Source organism: Streptomyces sp. NPDC090119 (genome assembly GCF_044747085.1).
Lineage (GTDB): Bacteria > Actinomycetota > Actinomycetes > Streptomycetales > Streptomycetaceae > Streptomyces.
The window spans coordinates 409,218-427,997 of sequence record NZ_JBIVDK010000001.1; the positions used below are offsets into that span (position 1 = coordinate 409,218).

16 protein-coding genes are annotated in these 18,780 nt (G+C 73.2%); 4 read left to right on the top strand and 12 right to left on the bottom strand.

The annotated features are described in order from the left end of the window. Positions 1-6: 6 nt before the first annotated feature. Both ACIPPM_RS01825 and ACIPPM_RS01830 read right to left on the bottom strand, forming a co-directional pair. A complete protein-coding gene (locus tag ACIPPM_RS01825; RefSeq protein WP_401441955.1) occupies positions 7-1,341 on the bottom strand; it encodes a hypothetical protein in 1,335 nt (444 codons plus the stop codon). 174 nt (positions 1,342-1,515) lie between these two features. After that, the gene (locus ACIPPM_RS01830) at positions 1,516-2,793 is read right to left on the bottom strand and encodes a GAF domain-containing protein (RefSeq protein WP_401444115.1); all 1,278 of its coding nucleotides are present in this window, start codon (positions 2,791-2,793) and stop codon (positions 1,516-1,518) included. 373 nt (positions 2,794-3,166) lie between these two features. Between ACIPPM_RS01830 and ACIPPM_RS01835 the strand changes: the two genes are divergently transcribed. Both ACIPPM_RS01835 and ACIPPM_RS01840 read left to right on the top strand, forming a co-directional pair. Next, positions 3,167-4,306, top strand: a complete 1,140-nt coding sequence (locus ACIPPM_RS01835) for a YihY/virulence factor BrkB family protein (protein WP_401441956.1) — start codon at positions 3,167-3,169, stop codon at positions 4,304-4,306. Positions 4,307-4,418: 112 nt separating this feature from the next. Then, on the top strand, positions 4,419-5,963 hold the full coding sequence (locus ACIPPM_RS01840; RefSeq protein ID WP_401444117.1) for a carboxylesterase/lipase family protein: 1,545 nt from the start codon (positions 4,419-4,421) through the stop codon (positions 5,961-5,963). Between the two features lie 8 nt (positions 5,964-5,971). Here ACIPPM_RS01840 and mmuM read toward each other — a convergent pair whose 3' ends face one another. The 4 genes from mmuM to ACIPPM_RS01860 are packed head-to-tail and all read right to left on the bottom strand — an operon-like array spanning position 5,972 to position 9,424. Beyond that, entirely contained in the window at positions 5,972-6,868 is an 897-nt protein-coding gene (mmuM, locus tag ACIPPM_RS01845) for a homocysteine S-methyltransferase (protein WP_401441957.1), read from the bottom strand. Next, entirely contained in the window at positions 6,868-7,560 is a 693-nt protein-coding gene (locus ACIPPM_RS01850; RefSeq protein ID WP_401441958.1) for an alpha/beta fold hydrolase, read from the bottom strand. The genes mmuM and ACIPPM_RS01850 overlap by 1 nt, the downstream gene beginning before the upstream one ends. Continuing rightward, complete coding sequence (locus tag ACIPPM_RS01855; protein WP_401441960.1) at positions 7,557-8,132, bottom strand: TetR/AcrR family transcriptional regulator; 576 nt, start codon at positions 8,130-8,132, stop codon at positions 7,557-7,559. The genes ACIPPM_RS01850 and ACIPPM_RS01855 overlap by 4 nt, the downstream gene beginning before the upstream one ends. Before the next feature lie 41 nt (positions 8,133-8,173). Beyond that, positions 8,174-9,424, bottom strand: coding sequence for a D-arabinono-1,4-lactone oxidase (locus ACIPPM_RS01860; RefSeq protein WP_401441962.1), 1,251 nt, complete (start codon positions 9,422-9,424; stop codon positions 8,174-8,176). A gap of 187 nt (positions 9,425-9,611) precedes the next feature. Between ACIPPM_RS01860 and ACIPPM_RS01865 the strand changes: the two genes are divergently transcribed. Continuing rightward, on the top strand, positions 9,612-10,931 hold the full coding sequence (locus ACIPPM_RS01865) for a radical SAM protein (RefSeq protein WP_389002490.1): 1,320 nt from the start codon (positions 9,612-9,614) through the stop codon (positions 10,929-10,931). Between the two features lie 225 nt (positions 10,932-11,156). Then, positions 11,157-12,617, top strand: coding sequence for a cellulose binding domain-containing protein (locus ACIPPM_RS01870; RefSeq protein WP_401441963.1), 1,461 nt, complete (start codon positions 11,157-11,159; stop codon positions 12,615-12,617). A gap of 12 nt (positions 12,618-12,629) precedes the next feature. Here the strand turns inward: ACIPPM_RS01870 and ACIPPM_RS01875 are convergent, their stop codons facing one another. From ACIPPM_RS01875 to ACIPPM_RS01900, 6 genes are all read right to left on the bottom strand, one after another. After that, on the bottom strand, positions 12,630-13,319 hold the full coding sequence (locus ACIPPM_RS01875; RefSeq protein ID WP_401441964.1) for a type I-E CRISPR-associated protein Cas6/Cse3/CasE: 690 nt from the start codon (positions 13,317-13,319) through the stop codon (positions 12,630-12,632). 56 nt (positions 13,320-13,375) lie between these two features. Continuing rightward, positions 13,376-14,251, bottom strand: coding sequence for a type I-E CRISPR-associated protein Cas5/CasD (gene cas5e, locus ACIPPM_RS01880; RefSeq protein WP_401441966.1), 876 nt, complete (start codon positions 14,249-14,251; stop codon positions 13,376-13,378). Continuing rightward, positions 14,248-15,627 carry a type I-E CRISPR-associated protein Cas7/Cse4/CasC gene (locus ACIPPM_RS01885; protein WP_401441967.1) on the bottom strand — a complete coding sequence of 460 codons (1,380 nt, stop codon included), beginning with the start codon at positions 15,625-15,627 and terminating at the stop codon, positions 14,248-14,250. Before ACIPPM_RS01885 ends, cas5e begins: the two co-directional genes overlap by 4 nt. Continuing rightward, positions 15,624-16,196, bottom strand: coding sequence for a type I-E CRISPR-associated protein Cse2/CasB (gene casB / locus ACIPPM_RS01890; protein ID WP_401441968.1), 573 nt, complete (start codon positions 16,194-16,196; stop codon positions 15,624-15,626). The genes ACIPPM_RS01885 and casB overlap by 4 nt, the downstream gene beginning before the upstream one ends. Further along, the gene (locus tag ACIPPM_RS01895; protein ID WP_401441970.1) at positions 16,189-17,790 is read right to left on the bottom strand and encodes a type I-E CRISPR-associated protein Cse1/CasA; all 1,602 of its coding nucleotides are present in this window, start codon (positions 17,788-17,790) and stop codon (positions 16,189-16,191) included. The genes casB and ACIPPM_RS01895 overlap by 8 nt, the downstream gene beginning before the upstream one ends. A 733-nt stretch (positions 17,791-18,523) precedes the next feature. After that, positions 18,524-18,700, bottom strand: a complete 177-nt coding sequence (locus ACIPPM_RS01900; protein ID WP_401441971.1) for a hypothetical protein — start codon at positions 18,698-18,700, stop codon at positions 18,524-18,526. Between the last annotated feature and the right edge of the window lie 80 nt (positions 18,701-18,780).

The window sequence follows — 18,780 nt, forward strand, 5'->3', positions numbered from 1 at the left end:
CACGGCTCAGTCCAGCGAGCTTTCCAGCGAGGCCAGCGGCACGGCGAACAGCATGCGGTCCGACAGCGACCACACCTCGCCGGTCTCCTGCCAGTACGACAGCGACACCGCCGACTCCGTCCAGCAGTGGTGCGAGCCGTCCGCGCCGCAGCGGGCGCCCTTCGCGCCGTCCGCGTCCTGCCGCCACAGCCCGCCCCGGCCGTCCTCGGCGCCGGGCAGCTGGCCGGTGTACCAGGAGGCGCCCGCCGCCCCGGCGTGCCGGTACGACAGCACACCCCGCACACCCCGCGCCTTCGTCCGGAACACCTCGACCGCGTCGGTGTGCCCCGCGGAGTCGGCGGCGAGCAGACCCGCGCGCGCCGGGTCGGAGCTGAACGCGTACCGCCACAGCCGGGCGCGGCGCGCGCCGTCCGGAGCGGTGCGCTCGGCCGCGACCAGGCTGTCCGGGGCGGTGCTCCGGTCCAGCGCGAGCGGCCCGGGACACGGTGGCCGGCCGCCCGCGCAGCGGCCCTGGGCGTAGCGGTACGAGCCCACGGCGGGCAGCACGTACCGGTACCCGGCGGCCGACCAGCCGTGCGGCACCCGGCCGACGGCGGGCTCGTTGGTGGTGGTGCGCTGGATGCGGTCGAGGTCGTAGACGTAGAGCGCCTCGGCGCCGCCGTCGGCGGCGGTGACCAGCAGCTTGCCGTGGTTCCAGACCATGCCCGAGATGCCCGAGGTCAGGGCGCGGTAGTCCCGGCCGCCGCTGGTGGGCACCACCAGCAGGACCCAGCGGTAGACGGGCCGGGCGGGGTCGTCGAGGCTGGTGAACGCGACGCGGGTCAGGCCGCGTTCGGCCCGGTTCCCGGTGTCGGTGGCGTGCGTCCAGCCGGTCAGCACCACCCGGTGGCTGCCCCAGACGCCGTCCTCGTCGGCGTCGCCGGAGGTGGTCACGGCGGCGGGCCGCCAGGCGGTGTCGGTGGTGTCGGCCGGGTCCCAGCAGTAGGAACGGGTGGCCTCGGGGGTCAGGGGGAGGGAGGAGCGGTCGCCGTCGGCGCAGTCGGCGCCCGTGCGCATCTGGCGGTCGGCGTCGCCGAGCACGGTGTCCACGCCGACCGGGCGGCCCATGGCCGCGGAGAGCCGGTTCAGGACGGGGGCGGGCTCCAGACGCTCCTGGAGCCGCAGCGGGGCGGTGTCGGGGGCGGAGGTGAGCGGCCTGAGCGCGCCGGGGTTCCCGGCCACCTCGGCCTGCGAGGTGCTGATCAGCGTGGCCGCCGCGGTGAGCGCCAGCCCGGCCCCGGTGAGGGCCGCGCGCAGGGCCACGCCCCGTCTGCGCCTGCGGTGTCTGCCGCGTTGCTTCATGTCTCCTCCCGAGGCGGGCCAACTGTGCCCGGCGATCGTCGCGTTGATCACCCGGCACGGGGCGGACCCGCCTCGGATGCTACGGCAGCACGCCTCGCGCCGGGGCCAAGAGCCCGCAAATACGCGGAAGGTGCCCGCTGCGCGGCAGGAGGCGCCCGGCGTGAAAGGGGGCGCTCAACGCGCCTCCTGTGCCGCACGGCGCCGCGTCACCCCCGGTGCCGTCGAACGCGGCAGCAGGTCACGGGGGTTGCCGGGCAGCAGCACCTCCGCCTCGGCGTCCTCCCGCAACCGGTACGGCCGATGCAGGAGGAGCGTCCCGAGATATCGGCGTACCCGGGACATCTCCGCCCGGACGGTGACCGTGCGGGACGGGTCGCCGAACATGTCCTCGGCCAGCCCCGCCGCACTGCGCCCGGCGCGCTGCGCGGCGAGCAGGTACAGCAACTCCGCGTGCCGCTCGCTCAGTTCACGGGACCAGGTGCCGCCCGCCTCGGACACCGTGAGCAACCGGCGCTCCGGCCGGGACAGGTCGAGCACCAGGCGTCCGGCACCGCCCGCGCCCGACGGCTCGGCGGACGCCCGCAGCAACCAGCCCCCGGCCAGCGGCTCCACCGCGCACGCGCCCAGCACCGGCAGCAGGCGCCTGCCCGGAGAAAGGGACTTGGGCAGCGCGACCCGGCGTACGTAGGGCATCCCCGTCACGGCCGCCGACCAGCCGTCCCGGTCCACCACGAGCGCCCGCCCGTCCAGCCGGGCCAGCACCGGCGCGGCCACCGAGCGCAGCCGCTCCAGGGAGTCGAGGTGCAGCTCGCGCAGCCGGGCCTCGGCGAGCCGGGCGACCGACTCCACCCAGGCCAGGGTCGCCGGATGCATGGTCTCCAGCGGACCGCTGATGTCCACCACGCCGATGAGCCGCCCGTCCCTGGGGTCGGTGACCGGCGCGCCCGCGCAGGTCCAGGCGGCGTGCGAGCGGGCGAAGTGCTCGGCGGCGAACACCTGGACGGGCCGCCGTACCACCGCCGGAGTGCCCACCCCGTTGGTGCCCACGACCTCCTCGCGCCAGTCCGCGCCGACCTCGAAGCCGATCCCGTCCGCCCGGCGCAGCACCGACGGCGAGCCCTCCCGCCACAGCACCCTGCTCTCCGCGTCCGCGACGACCATGATGTGCCGGGCGGCGTCCGCGACCGAAAGCAGTCCCTCGCGCAGCACCGGCAGCACGTGCCTGAGCGGCGACTCCTCCCGGCGGCGGCGCACCTCCTCGGCGGTCAACAGCCCCGACCTGACGTCCCGGTCGGGGTCCACGCCGCCGCGTAGCACCCGCTCCCAGGACTGTCCGATCACCGGCCGGGGCGCCATCGGCGCACGTCGCCCGGCGAGCGTCGCCTCGCGCACCTGCCGGAGCATCCGTGCCGTGCGGGGCGCGTCGACGGCGGCCAGACGCGCCACGTCCATCGGCGGGTTCACCACGGGAGTCCTTCCCTGTCGAGGCAGCGCGCACAGCTCTGTCAAGCCGTCCGGACGGCGGTTTCCGGTCGGCCGACGTCCCCCATACTGCCGCCGTTCCGGTGTCCGGGAACACCCTCCGCGCACTGTCGGCGACAAGTTGCAACCCCCTGCAACCCTGGTGAACCCGGAAGGGCGGCGGGAGACTTGAGTCCCGCGCCGCCTCCGGGCGGCGTTCGCGCCCGGTCGCGGGCCCGTGTCGCGGGGGCGGTGCCGAGTCGGCGCGGCGCCACCCCCGCGGCGCAGAGCCGTCCGCCGGGCCCTTTCACATACGACGCCCCGCGAGGTGAGGGGCGCGCGGCGCGGCGGATACCGTTAGGACGTGCAGTCAGCAAGCGAATCCCCCAAGCGGCCCCACGGTCGCCTCCACCGGGCCAAGGCGCTCTACCGGAACGTCTCCAAACGGAGGACGGCCTGGCTGCTGCTGACGGACACCGTCAATTCCTGCATGGAGTACCGCATCCTGGGCCTCGCCGCCGAGGCCGCGTTCTTCACGCTGCTGTCCGTGCCGCCGCTGCTGCTCAGCCTCATCGGCCTGCTCGGCTACGTCGACGACTGGACCGGCGCCGACACCATCCACAGCCTGGAGACCAACCTCCTCGAAGCCTCCCGCACCGTCCTGTCCGACAAGGGCGTCAAGGAGATCGCCGAGCCGATCCTGGACGACGTGATGAAGGGCGGGCGGCCCGACGTCATCTCCATCGGCTTCCTGTTCGCCCTCTGGTCGGGCTCGCGCGCGGTGAACGTCTTCATCGACACCATCACCGTCATGTACGGCCTGGACGGCGTCCGGGGCATCGTCAAGACCCGGATCATGGCGTTCCTGCTGTTCGTGGTCGCGCTGCTGATCGGCTCGGTGGCGCTGCCGCTGATGGTGGCCGGGCCGGACGCGGTGGTCGGGGTGCTGCCCTGGTCGGCGACGGTCGTGCAGGTGCTGTACTGGCCGGTCGTCATCGTGCTGTCCATCGTCTTCCTGACCACGCTCTACCACGTGTCCGTCCCGGTCCGCTCGCCGTGGATCGAGGACGTGCCCGGCGCGCTGGTCGCCCTCGCCATGTGGGTGGTGGGCAGCCTCCTGCTGCGCGTCTACCTCACCCACACCATCGAGGGCGCCACCATCTACGGCTCCCTCGCCGCCGCCGTCGCCGTGCTGCTGTGGATCGGCGTGTCCGCGTTCGCCGTGCTGGTCGGCGCCGCCGTCAACGCCGCCATCGACCGGGTCTGGCCCGCCGCCGCGACCGCCGCCGCCCGCGAGGCCAACGAACGCCAGCGGGAGGCCCAGGTCGCGGACTACGTCGCCTGGGCGGCCGGGCTGCGCGACGCCGACCCGGACGACCCGGACATGCCGTCCGAGTTCCCCGAGCGCTGGTCCCGCTTCCTGCCCCCGGAGGACATCACCGGGCGGCTGCGCGGCCACACCAGGAACGGCCACCAGCCCCCCAAGGGCCCCCAGGACGACTGACCGTACGGACGGTCGGTGCACCGGAATAGATCCACTCCGAGCGGCGCTCTGGGAGACAGATGTGGTGCGCGCCGCCCCGGCGGCCGCACCGGCGACGAAGGGCTGGTGGGCGATGACGGCTGACCGGACGGGCCCGGTGGCCCGCACCCCGTACGGCGCGGTACGCGGCCGGTACGAGCACGGGAACGCGGTGTTCCGGGGCATCCCCTACGCGGCACCCCCCTTCGGCCCCCGCCGCTTCCGCGCCCCCGAGCCGCCCGAGCCCTGGGACGGTGTGCGGGACGCCGGTGCCTTCGGGCCCACCCCGCCGAAACCGCCGTACTCCGAGGCGTTCGCCCAGTACCTCGCCGACCCCTCGGTCCCCGGCGACGACTGCCTCAACCTCAACGTCTGGACCCCCGAGCCGGGCCCCGGAGCCCGCCTCCCGGTGCTGGTCTGGCTGCACGGCGGCGCGCTGACCAGGGGTTCCTCGGCGGTTCCGGTGTACGACGGCCGCGCCTTCGCCCGCGACGGCGTCGTCCTCGTCTCGGTGAACTACCGGCTCGGCGTCGAGGGCTACGGCCTCTTCCCCGACGCCCCCGCCAACCTGGGCCTGCGCGACCAGCTCGCCGCGCTGGCCTGGGTCCACGAGTCCATCGCGGCCTTCGGCGGCGACCCCGGCAACATCACCCTGGCCGGGCAGTCGGCCGGCGCGATCAGCACCGGCGTCCTGATCGCGGCCCCGCAGGCGCGCGGGCTGGTCCGCCGGGCGGTGCTGCAGAGCGGGGCGCCCGAGGTCTCGGACCGCGAGAAGGTACGGCGCATGGTGCGCCGGATGGCCACCCGGCTGAAGGTCCCGGCGACCGCCGCCGCCTTCGCGGCCGTCGACCGCGACCTGCTGCTCCGTACCCAGGCCGAGGTGAGCCGACGCAGCAGCCCCGTCCTGGGCGGGCCCGGCTTCGGCCTCGTCGTCGACGGCGACCTCGTCCCCACCGACCCGCTGCGCGCCCTCACCGACGGCGACGCCGCGCCCGGCGTCGACCTGCTGCTGGGCTGGACCCGGGACGAGTACCGGCTGTGGCTGGTGCCCGGCGGCCTGGTCGAGCACGTCGACCGGCTCGGCGCGGTCGCGCTGGCCGGGGCGATGGCCCGCTGCCGCGTCGGCCCCGAGGTGCCGCGCGGCTACCGCGCCCTGAACCCGTCGGCGGGCGCCGCCGAACTGGTCGGCCAGCTGGTCACCGACCACATGCTCCGCCTCCCCCTGCGCCGCCTGGCCGACGCCCGCCCCTCGCACGCCCACGTGTACGAGTTCGCCTGGCCGTCCCTGCGCCCCGGCCTCGGCGCCTGCCACTCCCTGGAACTCGGCTTCGTCTTCGACACCGGAGAGGTCGAGGAGGCGGTCATGCTGGCGGGCAAGGGCGCCCCGCAGTCCCTGGCCGACACCATGCACGCCTCCTGGGTCGGCTTCGCCACCGAGGGAGACCCCGGCTGGCCCGCCTGGGACGCGTCCCGCCCCACCCGCGTCTTCGACACCACCGGCCCCGACCTGGCCCACGGCGCCCGAGACGCGGAACTCGCCCTCTGGACCCGCCCCCTCGTACCCCGCCAGACCCCTTCACCGGACCGGCTCGCGGCGGTACGGCGGCTGCGCAGGTCCCCGGTGCTGCGGAGGCGCTGACCGGACGGTCAGCCCCGGCCCAGCGACCGGGCGATCGCGGTGATCGTCTCCGGGCCCACGCGGCAGCAGCCGCCGATCAGACGGACGCCCTCGGCCGGGTGAGCGGGGGCGATGGTGGGGGCGTCGTCCCAGGTGCGGGTGGTCGCGTTCCAGGTCTCGCCGCTGTTCGGGTAGGCGACCACCGGCTTGCCCGTCACCCGGGCCGCCGTCTCCACGGCGCGCGGGACGTCCTCGGGGTCGCAGCAGTTCACGCCCACCGCGATGATCTCCTCGGCGTCGGCGGCCAGGGCGAACGCCTCCTCCAGGGGCTGACCGGCGCGGGTGCGGTCGCCGTCGACGCTGTAGGAAAGCCAGGCGGGGACGCCCAGGCCGCGTATCGCGCGCAGCAGGGCCGCCGCCTCCTCGGTGTCCGGGATCGTCTCCAGGGCCAGGACGTCGGGAGCGGCCTCGGCCAGGACCTCCAGGCGGGGGCGGTGGAAGCGTTCCAGTTCGGCGCCGGTCAGGCCGTAGCGGCCCCGGTACTCGGAGCCGTCCGCGAGCATCGCGCCGTACGGGCCCACCGAGGCCGCCACCCACAGCGGGCGGGGGACGGCGGCCCGCCGGGCGGCCTCGCGGGCCAGCTCCACGCTGGACGCCATGAGGCGCGCGGCCGCTGCTCTGCCGATCCCGCGCTTCGCGAAGCCCTCGAAGGTGGCCTGGTAGCTGGCGGTGATCGCCACGTCGGCGCCCGCCGTGTAGTAGGCGAGGTGTGCCTCGGTGAGCGCCTCCGGGGCCTCCGCGAGCAGCCGCGCCGACCACAGCTCGTCGCTCAGGTCGTGCCCGGCCGCCGCCAGCTGGTTGGAGAGGCCGCCGTCCAGGACGAGCGGCGGACCGTCGGTGAGGGCGGTGGCCAGGTCGGTGCTCATCACTCGACGCTAACCGACGTGAGGGCGGCGGTGAGCCGGTCCGCGAACTCGACCGGGTGCTCCAGGGTGCCGAGATGGCCGCCGGGGAGTTCGAGGAGAGACCCGTCGGCCAGGAACTCCGCTGCGCGACAGGCGAGTTGGCCGCGTGAGTCCGCTCCCGCGGCGAGCGTCAGCCGGTCCGGCCGGGACGCGGGGACGTACGCGGTGAACGGACCCAGGACGTGGGCGAGGAAGACGCCCATCGGGGTCGCGTCCGGCCCCTCGGCGGGCGGCCGCTCGGGCCCGTCCAGCGCGGCGATCAGCTCGCGGCGCCGCTCCGCCCCGTCCGGCAGCACCAGCGCGCAGGGCGGCTCGTGCGCGACCACGTGCGCCAGCCGCTCCGGATGCCGCGCGGCCAGCGCGAGCGCCGCGATCCCGCCCGAGCTGGTCCCGAACACGTACCCCCGCCCACCGGGCGGCAGCACCGCTCCCAGCACCCGGTCCGCGCCATCGGCCCAGTCCTCCGGCCGCTGGTCCGGCACCGGCTGCCCGAGGCGGCCGTGCGCCAGGCCCAGCGGGTCGTACGTCACCACGGTGAACCGGCGTGCCAGCCGCGCGGTCAGCGGACCCAGCCCCATCGGGTGCCCGGCGCCGCCCGGCAGGATGAGCAGCACCGGGCCGGTGCCGGTGATGTCGAAGTCGGGTGTCGTCACTCGGTCTCCCTCGGCCAGTGTTCGAGCGCCCGGTGCAGCGCCTCGACGCCCTTGTCCCAGGAGGCGTCCACCGCGCGGTCGGCGCCGAAGCCGCCCGCCGACTCCAGGACGCAGTAGCCGTGGAAGGTGCTGCGCAGCAGGCGTACCGCGTCGGTGAGGTCGGGCTCCGCGAGGCCGTAGGCGCGCAGCATCCCGTAGGTGATCTCGGCGGTGCGGCGCAGGGCGGGGGAGTCCGCCACCAGGGACTGGTCGATGCGGATCTGGGTGGCCGCGTACCGGCCGGGGTGTTCGAGGGCGTAGGCGCGGTAGGCGTCCGCGAACGCGGTCAGCGCGTCCCGGCCCGCGCGTCCGGCGACCCCCGCCGCGATGCGGTCGATCAGCTCGCCGCCCGCGTGCAGCGCGAGCCGGGTGCGCAGGTCGTTCAGGTTCCGGACGTGCGAGTAGAGGCTCGCGTCCTTCACGCCGAAGCGCCGGGCCAGGGCGGACAGGGTGACCTGCTCGAAACCGACCTCGTCCGCCAGCTCGGCGGCGGCCGCGACCAGCCGGTCCGCCGTGATCCCCGCACGCGCCATGACCCTGCCTCCTTGGATGCCTAGCCTGCATCCTAGAGCCTCTAGGCAAGAATCTCCCGCACGAATTCATTGGCGAACTTGCCCGCGGGGTCCAGCTCGGCGGCCAGCGCGCGGAAGTCGGCCAGCCGGGGAAGCCGCCCCTTCATGACCGCCGACGGCATCTCGAACACCTTCCCCCAGTGCGGCCGGGCGTCCAGCGTGCCGAGCGCGGCCTCCACCGCGCGGACCACGGGGAGCACGCGCGCCGCGTCCTCGATCCAGGTGAAGTGCAGCGCCACCGAGTCCCGCCCGTACGCCGGGCTGAGCCACTGCGTGTCCGCCGCGACCGTGCGTACCTCGCAGGTCAGCACCACCTCGGCGAGCGTCGCCCGGATCGCGTCCAGGGCGTGCAGCGCGGCCGTCGCGTCCGCCCTCGGCAGCAGGTACTCCGACTGGAGCTCCGACCCGCTGCTGGGTGTGAACTCCGCCCGGAAATGGGGGAGTCGCTCATGCCAGGGGCCGGGCACGCCACCCTGCTCGGTGCAGTTGACGGCGGGCATCCCTGGCACCGGGTGCATGGGCCCGGCCGCCGGTTCCGCCCACGGGAAGTCCACCGGCGCCTGGTCGGTGCGCCGCTTCAGCCACACCTGCCGGAACCCCGGCGCCCGCCAGTCGGTGAACAGGCTCACGCTGTACGCCGAGGCCGCGACCGTCTCGTACTCCAGCCCGGCCAGGGGGAGTTCGGCGAAGACATGCTGCTCGACCTCGTACGCCGGTTCCAGGTCGAGGGTGAGCGCGGTGACCACGCCGAGCGCGCCCAGCGAGGTGACGGCACCGTCGAAACGGGCGTCCCCGCGGGCGATCCGCAGCGTGCCGCCGTCCGCCGTGATCAGCTCCACCTCGCGCACCGCCGACGCCAGCGGACCGTTGCCCACACCGGAGCCATGGGTGCCCGTCGCCACCGACCCGGCGACCGAAATGTGCGGCAGGGAAGCCATGTTGGCCAGCGCCAGCCCGTGCGCGTGGACCGTGCGGGCCAGCTCCGCGTACCGGACCCCGCCGCCGACCCGTACCGTCCGGGCCGTCGTGTCCACGTCGATCACGGTCGGCAGCCCGGCCACCGACAGCAGCACGCCCCCGGCGCCGGGGTCCGCGATCCGGTTGAAGGAGTGCCCGCTGCCCAGCACCCGCACCCGCGGACTGCCCGCCACCAGCTCCCGCAGCACCTCCTCCGAGGCGGGCCGGTGGAACTCCGCGCCCGTGTACGTGATGTTCCGCGCCCAGTTGGTGACCGCCCGCGCCGACCCGCTCATCCCTGCCGTCCCTCCCCGAGAATGCCTGTGCCCAGACCCTCTCATCACTCCCGTGACCTGGGGAGACCCCGCAGGTGGAAGATCGTCCGGGGCAACACGTCGGGCACCTCACAGCCCCCCGGGAGGGCTTGCCGGGAAGTGGGGGCATACGGTGTGAGATGTACGTGTGAGCCGGGAGGAGACAGGGATGGGCAGCCGCACCGCGCTGGTCGAAGATCTGATGGAGAGGTTCCCGCATGTGCCGCGGGAAGCCGTCTTCAAGGAGGACCTGCTCCGGGGCGGAGTCGCCTTCGACCCCTCGGCGCTCAGCGACAACGAGAGTGGCGAGGTCAAGCCGAAGTCCTACTTCATCTTCTCCTTCGACCACGGCACCCTGCCCGAGCTGGGCGAGGCCGCGCTGCGCAGGCCCCCGGAGGAGATCATCCTCACCGGCGGCCCCTACGACCTGCGGCGCACCGTCGTCTCGGTCCGCGTGAACCCGGCCTCCCCCTACCGGGTCGCCTCCGACGAGCACGGCCAGCTCGGCCTCTACCTCGACGGCAAGCGGATCTCCGACGTCGGCGTGCCCCCGATGCCGGAGTACTACCGGCACAAGCTCTCCAACGGGAAGTCGGTCATGGAGGTCGCCCCCACCATCCAGTGGGGCTACCTGATCTACCTGACCGCGTTCCGCGTCTGCCAGTACTTCGGCGCCAAGGAGGAGTGCCAGTACTGCGACATCAACCACAACTGGCGCCAGCACAAGGCGGCGGGACGGCCGTACACGGGCGTGAAGGACGTCGACGAGGTCCTCGAGGCGCTGGAGATCATCGACAAGTACGACACCGCCAAGATCTCCACCGCGTACACCCTCACCGGCGGCGCGATCACGTCGAAGGTCCAGGGGCTGGACGAGGCCGACTTCTACGGGCGGTACGCCAAGGCCATCGAGGAGCACTTCCCGGGCCGCTGGATCGGCAAGGTCGTCGCGCAGGCGCTGCCCAAGCCGGACGTCCAGCGCTTCAAGGACTACGGCGTGCAGATCTACCACCCCAACTTCGAGGTGTGGGACGAGTACCTGTTCAAGATGTACTGCCCCGGCAAGGAGCGGTACGTCGGCCGCGACGAGTGGCACAAGCGCATCCTGGACTCCGCCGACGTGTTCGGCGCGCGCAACGTGATCCCCAACTTCGTGGCGGGCGTGGAGATGGCCGAGCCCTTCGGCTTCACCAGCGTCGACGAGGCCATCGCCTCCACCACCGAGGGGCTGCGCTTCTTCATGTCGCACGGCATCACGCCCCGCTTCACCACCTGGTGCCCCGAGCCCACCACCCCGCTCGGCAAGGCCAACCCGCAGGGCGCGCCGCTGGAGTACCACATCCGGCTGCTGGAGGCGTACCGCAACACCATGGACGACTTCGGTCTCTCCTACCCGCCCGGCTACGGCCCGCCCGGCCCCGGCAACGCGGTGTTCTCCGTCAGCTCCTTCATGGACAGCCTCTCCGCCGAGGAGCGCGTGGAGATCTGACCCCGCGTGGCTCTGAACCGCTGAGCGTCCGCTTCCGTATCCCCTGACGGAGTGGCGGGCGCGCGGCGGTCGGTCACGGTCACGCCGGGCGATGGGGCGCTCACCCGATCCGCCTGACCCGCTTGTCAGCCCGGCGGCGGCGTGAAAGGCTCCTGCCTCCGCGAGGCCCCCCAACTCCATCGCTTTTTCGATGAGTTGCCCCTCGCTCGTGGACGCTGGAGACCGATGCCCGATCTGTCGCCCCCTCAGGACGCCGCCGAGGCAGCGCTGTTCGCCGAGTGCTGGGACGCGGTCCTCTCCTACGCGGACCTGTGCACGGCGGGAGCGGGAACGGCACACCAACTGGCCGACGAGGCCTTCACGTCGGGGATGCGTGAACTGAGGGCCGCGCAGGGCGCCGTACGTGGTGGCCGCACCACCCGGCTGCCGGTCATCCCCCGACTCCTCACCGCCGTACGGGAGACGGCGGTCGGCTGGGAGAGCGCGGGCAAGGGCCACAAGCTCGACCCCGACCTCCGCCTCTGGCTCAACTCCGAGGCCGCCGCCCGCTACACCGGCCCGCCACTGGGCCGCCCCGTCGCGCTGCGCGGACTGCGGGACATGCCGGAGGCCGACGCCACGCTGCTCTGGCTCGCCGAGGTGGAGGCCCTCCCGCTGCCCACCGTCGCCCGCCGCCTCCGCCTGGACCCGCTGACCACGGCCGCCGAACTCGACCAGGTCCGCGTCCTGTTCCACGACCGCTGCCACCGCGCCCACCGGGACACCCCGCTGGACGCCGAGTGCCGCAGCTACGCCCGGCTGCTGGACGCCGTCACCCGCTCACCGGGCGCCGAGACCCCCGAGGACCTCTCCCGCCATCTCGCCACCTGCGTGCCCTGCGCCGAGGCCGCGGCCTGCCTGCGCCTGCACGGCGGCGGCATCCCGGCCGCGCTCGCCGGAGGCGTCATCGGCTGGGGTGCCCTCGCCTACCTGGAACGCCGTCGCCGCGCCGCCGAGGTCCGCCTCGGCGTGGGCACGGCCTCGGGGCCGGGGCTGCGTACGGACGACGAGGCGGCCCGCGGCCGCGTCCTGCGCGGCAGCCTCCTGGCGGCGGCCGGACTACTGTCGGCGATCGCCCTGGGCGTCTCCCTGATGCCCTTCGGCACCGCGGACGACGCCGACGTCTCCGCCCGCGACGACCAGAAGCCGGTCGCCGCCCCCGACACCCCGCACCCCGACCCCACCCCGGCCCCCTCCCGCTCGGCGGCCCCGGCGACCACCCGCACCCTCCCGGTCCCCGCACCCCCGAAGCCGACCCCCACCCGCAAACCCACGCCCTCCGCGCCCCGCCCCACCGCGACCCCGTCGCAGACCCCCACCCCGAGCACCCCCACCACCTGCCGCGTCGACTACCACCTCGACGACCAGTGGAGCGACGGCTTCCAGGCTGGCGTCCGCATCACCACCGACGCCCCCCTCTCCGGCTGGCAGCTCGCCTGGACCTTCCCCGACGGCCAGCACATCGGCCAGACCTGGGACGCCACCCCGCACCAGGACGGCGCCCGGGTCACGACGGACGCCAAGAGCTACAACCGCGAGGTCGCCGCCCACGGGACGGTCTCGTTCGGCTTCATCGGCAGGCTGGACGGCGGGAACGGCACACCGAGCGGGTTCACCCTCAACGGAAGCCCGTGCGCGACCGGTTGACCACCGTCTCCCTCAGCGCACCAGGATCAATCCGCAACTGTAGGCGCGCGCATGGCCGATGCCCTGGGCAAGAGCGGCGACGAACGCCTTCGGATCGGTCACCGTGAAGGTGCCCTTGATCTCGGCACGCCCGAGACGCAGGTTCTTGTTCTTCGCCGAGCTGGAGACACGCGGGAGCATGCGCAGGGCGAGCCGCTCGGTGTCCGCGTCGGCGCCGACACGGGTGACGCCGTTGGGCGCGGTCGCGGGCTCACCGGCCGGTTGCAGACGCTGCGCGAACCACCGCTTCACATGCTCGGGCCGGGTGTGCGCGACACGGGTCCCGCGGGTCTTCGGCGGTGAGCCCGGCGGCGGCGGAATGCTGCGGACCGGGTTGACGACCGTACGGAAGTCGACACCGTCCCCGACCCGGAAGGTGCGGTCGACGGTGAGGGTCTCCGGCTTCTCCGCCAGGGCACCACGGGGAACGCCGCTCCAGTCGGCCGGTACGGACGACTGCACCACCAGGTTGAGCCGCGCGTTGCGGAGATCGAGGGTCCAGGTCGACAGGATGCCCATCTGGGCACGGGGGTCGGGGCTGCCGTCGTCCACCCAGCCGGGGAATCCGCTCATGACGGTCCGGTGCATGTCCTGGGCGTCGATGAGCGACTTGGCAGCATAGGGGTGGCGGGCGTCCAGCGTCAGCAGGCTCTGGGTGGCCACGAACCTCGCGGCACCTCCGGGGCCCGACGACGCGTGCGATGTGGCGGCGGTCGTGTTCACAGGATGATGTCCCACCCGTGGGCGTCGCGGGCGATGGTGATACGGCTGCGGGTCTCCCAACGGCGGCTGTGCACACCGCCGTCGGCGCCGAACCGCACCGGCTGGTCCGGCAGCGGCGCGACGCCCGGGAGGGGGCGCGGGCTCTCGATCCAGGCCCAGGGCCGTACGTCCGTCACCGGCCGCTCCGGCTCACCCTCGTAGTGAGGGGCCTCCGGCAGCAGGGCATGCGTCTCGAACGCCTCCCGGAGGGGGCCCGGGACGACACCGAGGGCCAGGTCGCCCGAGGGTGGGCACGCCTTGCGGCCGAGCCAGAGCAGCCGCCTGGGATGCTCCAGTGCGTGCCCGATCCGCTCCAGGAACGCAGGGTCGGGGGCCTGCAGGCCGACGAGGAAGGCGGCGTCGGCGAGATACCAGCGCTCCGTGATCAGCGCTTGGCGGCGCACCTGTCCCGACACCAGGGCACCCGACACCGGGTCCCGGGTGACGTACTTCGGGGAGCCGTACCAGGCTGCCAGCTCGCTGCGACCGAACGGGGCGGCCTCCGGGCCCTCCGGCGCCGTGAGCGCCATGGCCTTCGTGGCCCGCTGGTGGTCGGTGAGGAGATCACGCGGGCGCAGCGGAAAGGTCCCGCCGCCGACGGTGTGGTAGTCGCGCATCGGCGTGCCTGGACGGTCGGCGCGCACCCCGAAGACGACTTCCGCCAGCTCTCCGAGGGGCTCCTCCCGGTCGAGGCCGAGCGCCGCGGCGCACAGGCCGATCACTCCGGACTTCGTGGGGCGGCTGTGGGTGTCGCGCTGCGCGAACCGGCCGGTGAGCCCCCAGGACTGCAGCGGACCGGCCAGCCGGAGAAGCAGGACATGCGGGGTGCTCACCGGTTGAGATCCTTCGCCAGCTCGACCACGGCCAGCGACCCGGGCAGCTCCAACTCGCCCAGCAGCAGGTCGATCTCGGGGTCGTAGGTGAGCACACGCGCGGTCCGCAGGTCCTCCCGGCGGCGGTCGACGAAGGCGTGGTGGCGCAGCAGCCTGCGCACGGCCGCGGGCCCCGCCGGGCCTTCCCCACCGGCCGCGACGGGGCCCTCGTCCACCGCGCGCTGGAAGGCCGACGCGTAGTTGTAGGGTCGTTCCCCCTCGAAGGCGAGGACGAGTGCCGGGAGCGATCCGGTGGACGCGGTGGAGTTCTTCTTCGCCTCCGGGAACGCCTCGACGAAGGAGTTGACGAACTCCAACTCCGCCTCGGACGCGGCGACCTCCGCCTCCCGTTCGTCCATTCCGGCCACCCGGAGATTGACGCGCAGCTGGGTGCGGTCGAGGACGGCGTGCCGGTAGAACGTGCCGGAGATCAGGGACTGGTAGCCGGTCATACCGGCGCCCGCGTCGTCGGCGGCGTCGAGGAAGCTGAGCGCGTCACGCTTGCGGTCCAGCTTCGCGTCGTCGGCCGCCGCGTAGAAGTCCTCGATCTGCTCGGCCTCGTGCACGGTGAAGGCGTGCCCGGTCTGGACGGCCCCGTCGACGTTGGGGGAGTCGGGGATCTCGGCGAGGAAGCGGCCGTAGAGGGCGATGTCCACGGCGTCACGGGGAGCGAGGGCGAGGAGGACCGCGTCGCGAGTGGGCCGGGGCAGTGGCGGGATGAGAATGGACGCGGGCGTCTCCGCCTCCGGGGTCTCCTCCGCCCCTTCCGGGTCCGGCTGGGACGCGGCCTTCTTACGGGCCCCGCGACGGGCCTTCTGCACAGCCTCCGCCTGGGCCCGGATCTTGGCCTGCGCCTCCAGGTACTCCGCGCACCACTCCTCGACCTCGTCCGCGTGAGAGGCGATGTGCCCGGCGATCCGCTCCGCCGCGTCGGACGGCGCGAACACGAGCACCCGCGTCAGATTCGCCACTGTCTTCTTCGTCAGGTCACCGAACTTGAGGCCGCTCGCCTCCATCACCGCGCGGGCCGTGACGAGGGCCTTCTCCTTTTCCCAGCCGTGCGCGGTCTCCAGTTCGCGCCCGGCGAGGAGGGCCCACTCGCGGGTGCGCACGCCCATGCTCCGGCCCTTGAGCGCCCCGCGGCCCGCGTTGGCGCGGTCGCGGGCGTGTACCCGTTCCGCCCGCCTGCGGGCCTGGCTGGTGATCATGTGGCGTTCCACGCCGCCGAAGACGAGGGTCTTGGGCTGGCCGTTCTCGTCGCGTACCGGGAGGACCGCGGCCAGGGTCTCGATGAGGTGGAGGGAGAGGAACTGGCTCCGGAGTGCTGCCTCGGTCACGAGGTGGTGTCCTTCCGCGTCGGGGTGGTCCGGCCACGCGCCGGCGGGGTGTGGAACTCGACCGACCACCGGTAGGCGACCCGCGCCTTGCGGTCGTTCCAGTGGATGAGGTCCTCGGTCAGCGCGGTCCAGGACGGCGGCGCCTGTTCACAGGCCCGCAGCCGGGTGAGCGCGTGCTGCAGATGGCGCCAGGGGATGCGGCGGCTGGCGACGAGCCGGTTCAGCAGGCGCTGGGCGCCGGGGTTGTCCGGCCCGCGCCCGGTCCCGTCGCCGATCCGGCGGGCGGCGGCACCGAGGCTGCCGTGGCCGTACGAGGGCGTGGGGCGGCCCTGGTGGTAGACGGCGAACAGGAAGGCCACCCGCTCGAACAGCTCGCGGTGCTCGTCCCCGCCGTACCAGCCCGCCCGGATCTGCGCGTTGCTGCCGCCCCTGGCCCGGCGCAGTTCGGCGAGCGTCCCGTACTCGTGGTTGCGGACGAGGGTGGTCAGCCAGGCGGTGAGGGCCGCGCCGTCATGCGCGGCCTGGGGCCGTTCCGGATCGGCTCCAGGGGGCCAGGTCTGCTCAGTCACGCGCGATCTCCCCTCGGAGTTCGGCCGGGGCGCGGTCTCCGGACATGTCGTCGTCGAAGCGCTGGACGGCTCGCGCCCGCGCACGGTGGTTGCGGTCGCTCGGCGGCAGGGTGTCGAGCCGCCGGAGCAGTTGGGTGCGGGCCGTGGCCATGAGGCCCTGCGCGTAGGCGATGAGCGGTTCCGACACCGGGTCGTCGTCCTCGGGTCCCCGGTCGATGACCTCGTCCAGCAACTCGTGGAAGGGGGTCTCCGCCGCGGGCCAGAACGCCCAGCGCGCGTCGAGCCGCGCCACCTGCCCGGCCTCGTCCGCCGCTCGCATGGCGGGGAACGCGGTCTCGGCGGCGAGAACGGCCGCGCTCTTCAGGCTGCGCGCCAGGTACTCGGCCAGGTCGGAGCCTCTGCGGGAGGCGCGGTAGAGGTGGGCGGCCATACCCGGTGCGTAGGGATAAGCCCCCTGGGCCCAGGCGACCGGCAGCGCCTTGTTGGCGAGCAGGCCCACGGCCCAGAGCTGATACGGGGCACCGGTGCCGGTGCGGGGATAGCGCAGGGTGCGAAGCCGGGCGTACAGACCGGTCCGGTCGTCCTTGACGGCGCTGTACAGGGCGTGCGCCTCCTGCCACAAGGCTCTGCTCGGGGACGGCCACAGCGGCTTCCGTAGGCCGTTCGTGGTGTTGCTGAAGACGGCGTCCTGGAGGTGCCGCTCCGGGGCGAGTTCGAGTACCTCGCCCGCACCGATCAGGACCTTGTCCACGACGATCTGCCCGCGAGGCCCGTTGCGCGGCCGGAGGAGCACGGACCGCCCGAGCGCGCTGTGGAGGTCGGCAGGGCCCTGGGGCACCCTCGGCTTCACCTTCCGCTCGAAGTCCCGGCGCACGACGCCTTCGGTGGTCCAGGAGGTGTTGAGCGGGCCGGGCGGGCCGTCGGGCGGATAGAGGTTCAGGCGCAACGTCTCGCCGAGCGTACGGCCCAGGGCGACGACCCGGATTCTCCCGGTGAGCCGCCCCGCCGCGAGGTTGGTCACCTTGGCACCGAGACGCTTGCCGGGCATCCGGGCCCGTCCGTAGGGGGCGTACACATGCTGCGTGAGCGTGGCCCGGAACGCTTCGGCCGCCGTCAGCGGGTTGTCGAGTTCGAGGTGGTGGTGGTCGAAGTGCTGGTTGTAGTCCCCTGAGTGCTCGATGACCAACTGCGCCGTCCCGGTACCGCTGTCGCGCAGATCCTCCGCCAGGCAGGAGTTCTGCAGCAGGGGCGTCTCGGGGTGGAACAGGTCCCAGGAGTCGTCCGGTTCGCCCCGCAGCCACTCGGCGGCTGGAGTCAACTCCTGCTCCTCCAGCACCCGTTCCCGCCACTCCTCGTCCGAGGTCGGAGAGGCCCCGGAGGCGAAGCAGATGGCCATCAGATACTCGATGACGGCGACATCCTCACCGGGCGAAGCACAGTCCAGAGCAGCCACCTTGTCCGCGTCGGCCAGCAGCGAGCACAGGGAGTGGTGGGCGGTGGCTCCGTCGATCATCACGGTGGGGATGCAGGGCTTGTGGCGGGGGTCCCAGGTGGGACGCCCTTGGGCGGGGCCGGGCGGGGGGCGTTCGGACAATGACCTGCTACCTCTTCCTGGAAGTGAACAGTGACAAGGGCAACGCCGTTCTGCGGGTCGCCTCTCCCTACCGTTGAGTGATGGGCACCCTCATACCCCCGCGAACGCGGGGAAGAATCAGATGAAGCCCTTAAGGCTGTCGACGAGCCACTCCCGCAATCGTCGGGAAGAATCATCTTTCTCTGGGTGACAACTCCCAGTCTGTGATGGAGCTTTGCGGTCGATCTGGAGTTGGACGGCTGAGAGAACTAAAATTGGCGACTGCCGATTGATCGGCAGTCTTGGCACGGCCTCGCCGGTCTACTGGCGAGGTTTGCAAGAGGGTTTCCCGTCCCGCAGGCACGGGACGGGAAACCCCTATGGCCGGGACAGGCCGTTCTTGGCGTGTTCATTACGCCAAGAACGGCCGCTTACCAGAGGTGATCCACAGCCTCGCTCACCAGTGCGGCGACCAGGATGAGAGCGAGCTCCCACCCGTGGCGTCCTAGCCACTCACATACGGCTCTGCACATACGCATCCTCCGTCTCGACGCCTCCAGCTCTGCGAGCGCAGGGCTGGGGTCGACGAGACGGCTGACGGCAGGAACCGGCATGCCCGTCTTTTCTACTCCAACGGGATTGCCCAGTGGGCAAGTTCGCTCATGTCGATCTCTTCCAGCTTCTCTTGACCGTCGGATCGACGCGTTCAAGGCTGTCGAGTTGAGTGTGCTTCGGGCTGGCGTAGGCGCAACCCTCACCGCGACCGGCGGCGCAGGAGGATGGTGAGGGTGGTGCGGGCGTCCTTGCGGCGGTCCGGGGTGGGGGCGAGGACGGAGATGAGGGCGACGACGATCAGGACGCCGGTGTAGAGGAGACCGGCGGCTCCGCTCAAGGTGGCGGTCCAGGTGAGGAGCTGGGGGATGTGGGACACGGGTCGTCCTTCTGTCGGGAGCCGGGGCGGGCTGGGGTGGTGAGGGCTCCAGAGTCGTGGGACTCCGTGGATGGGGGCCA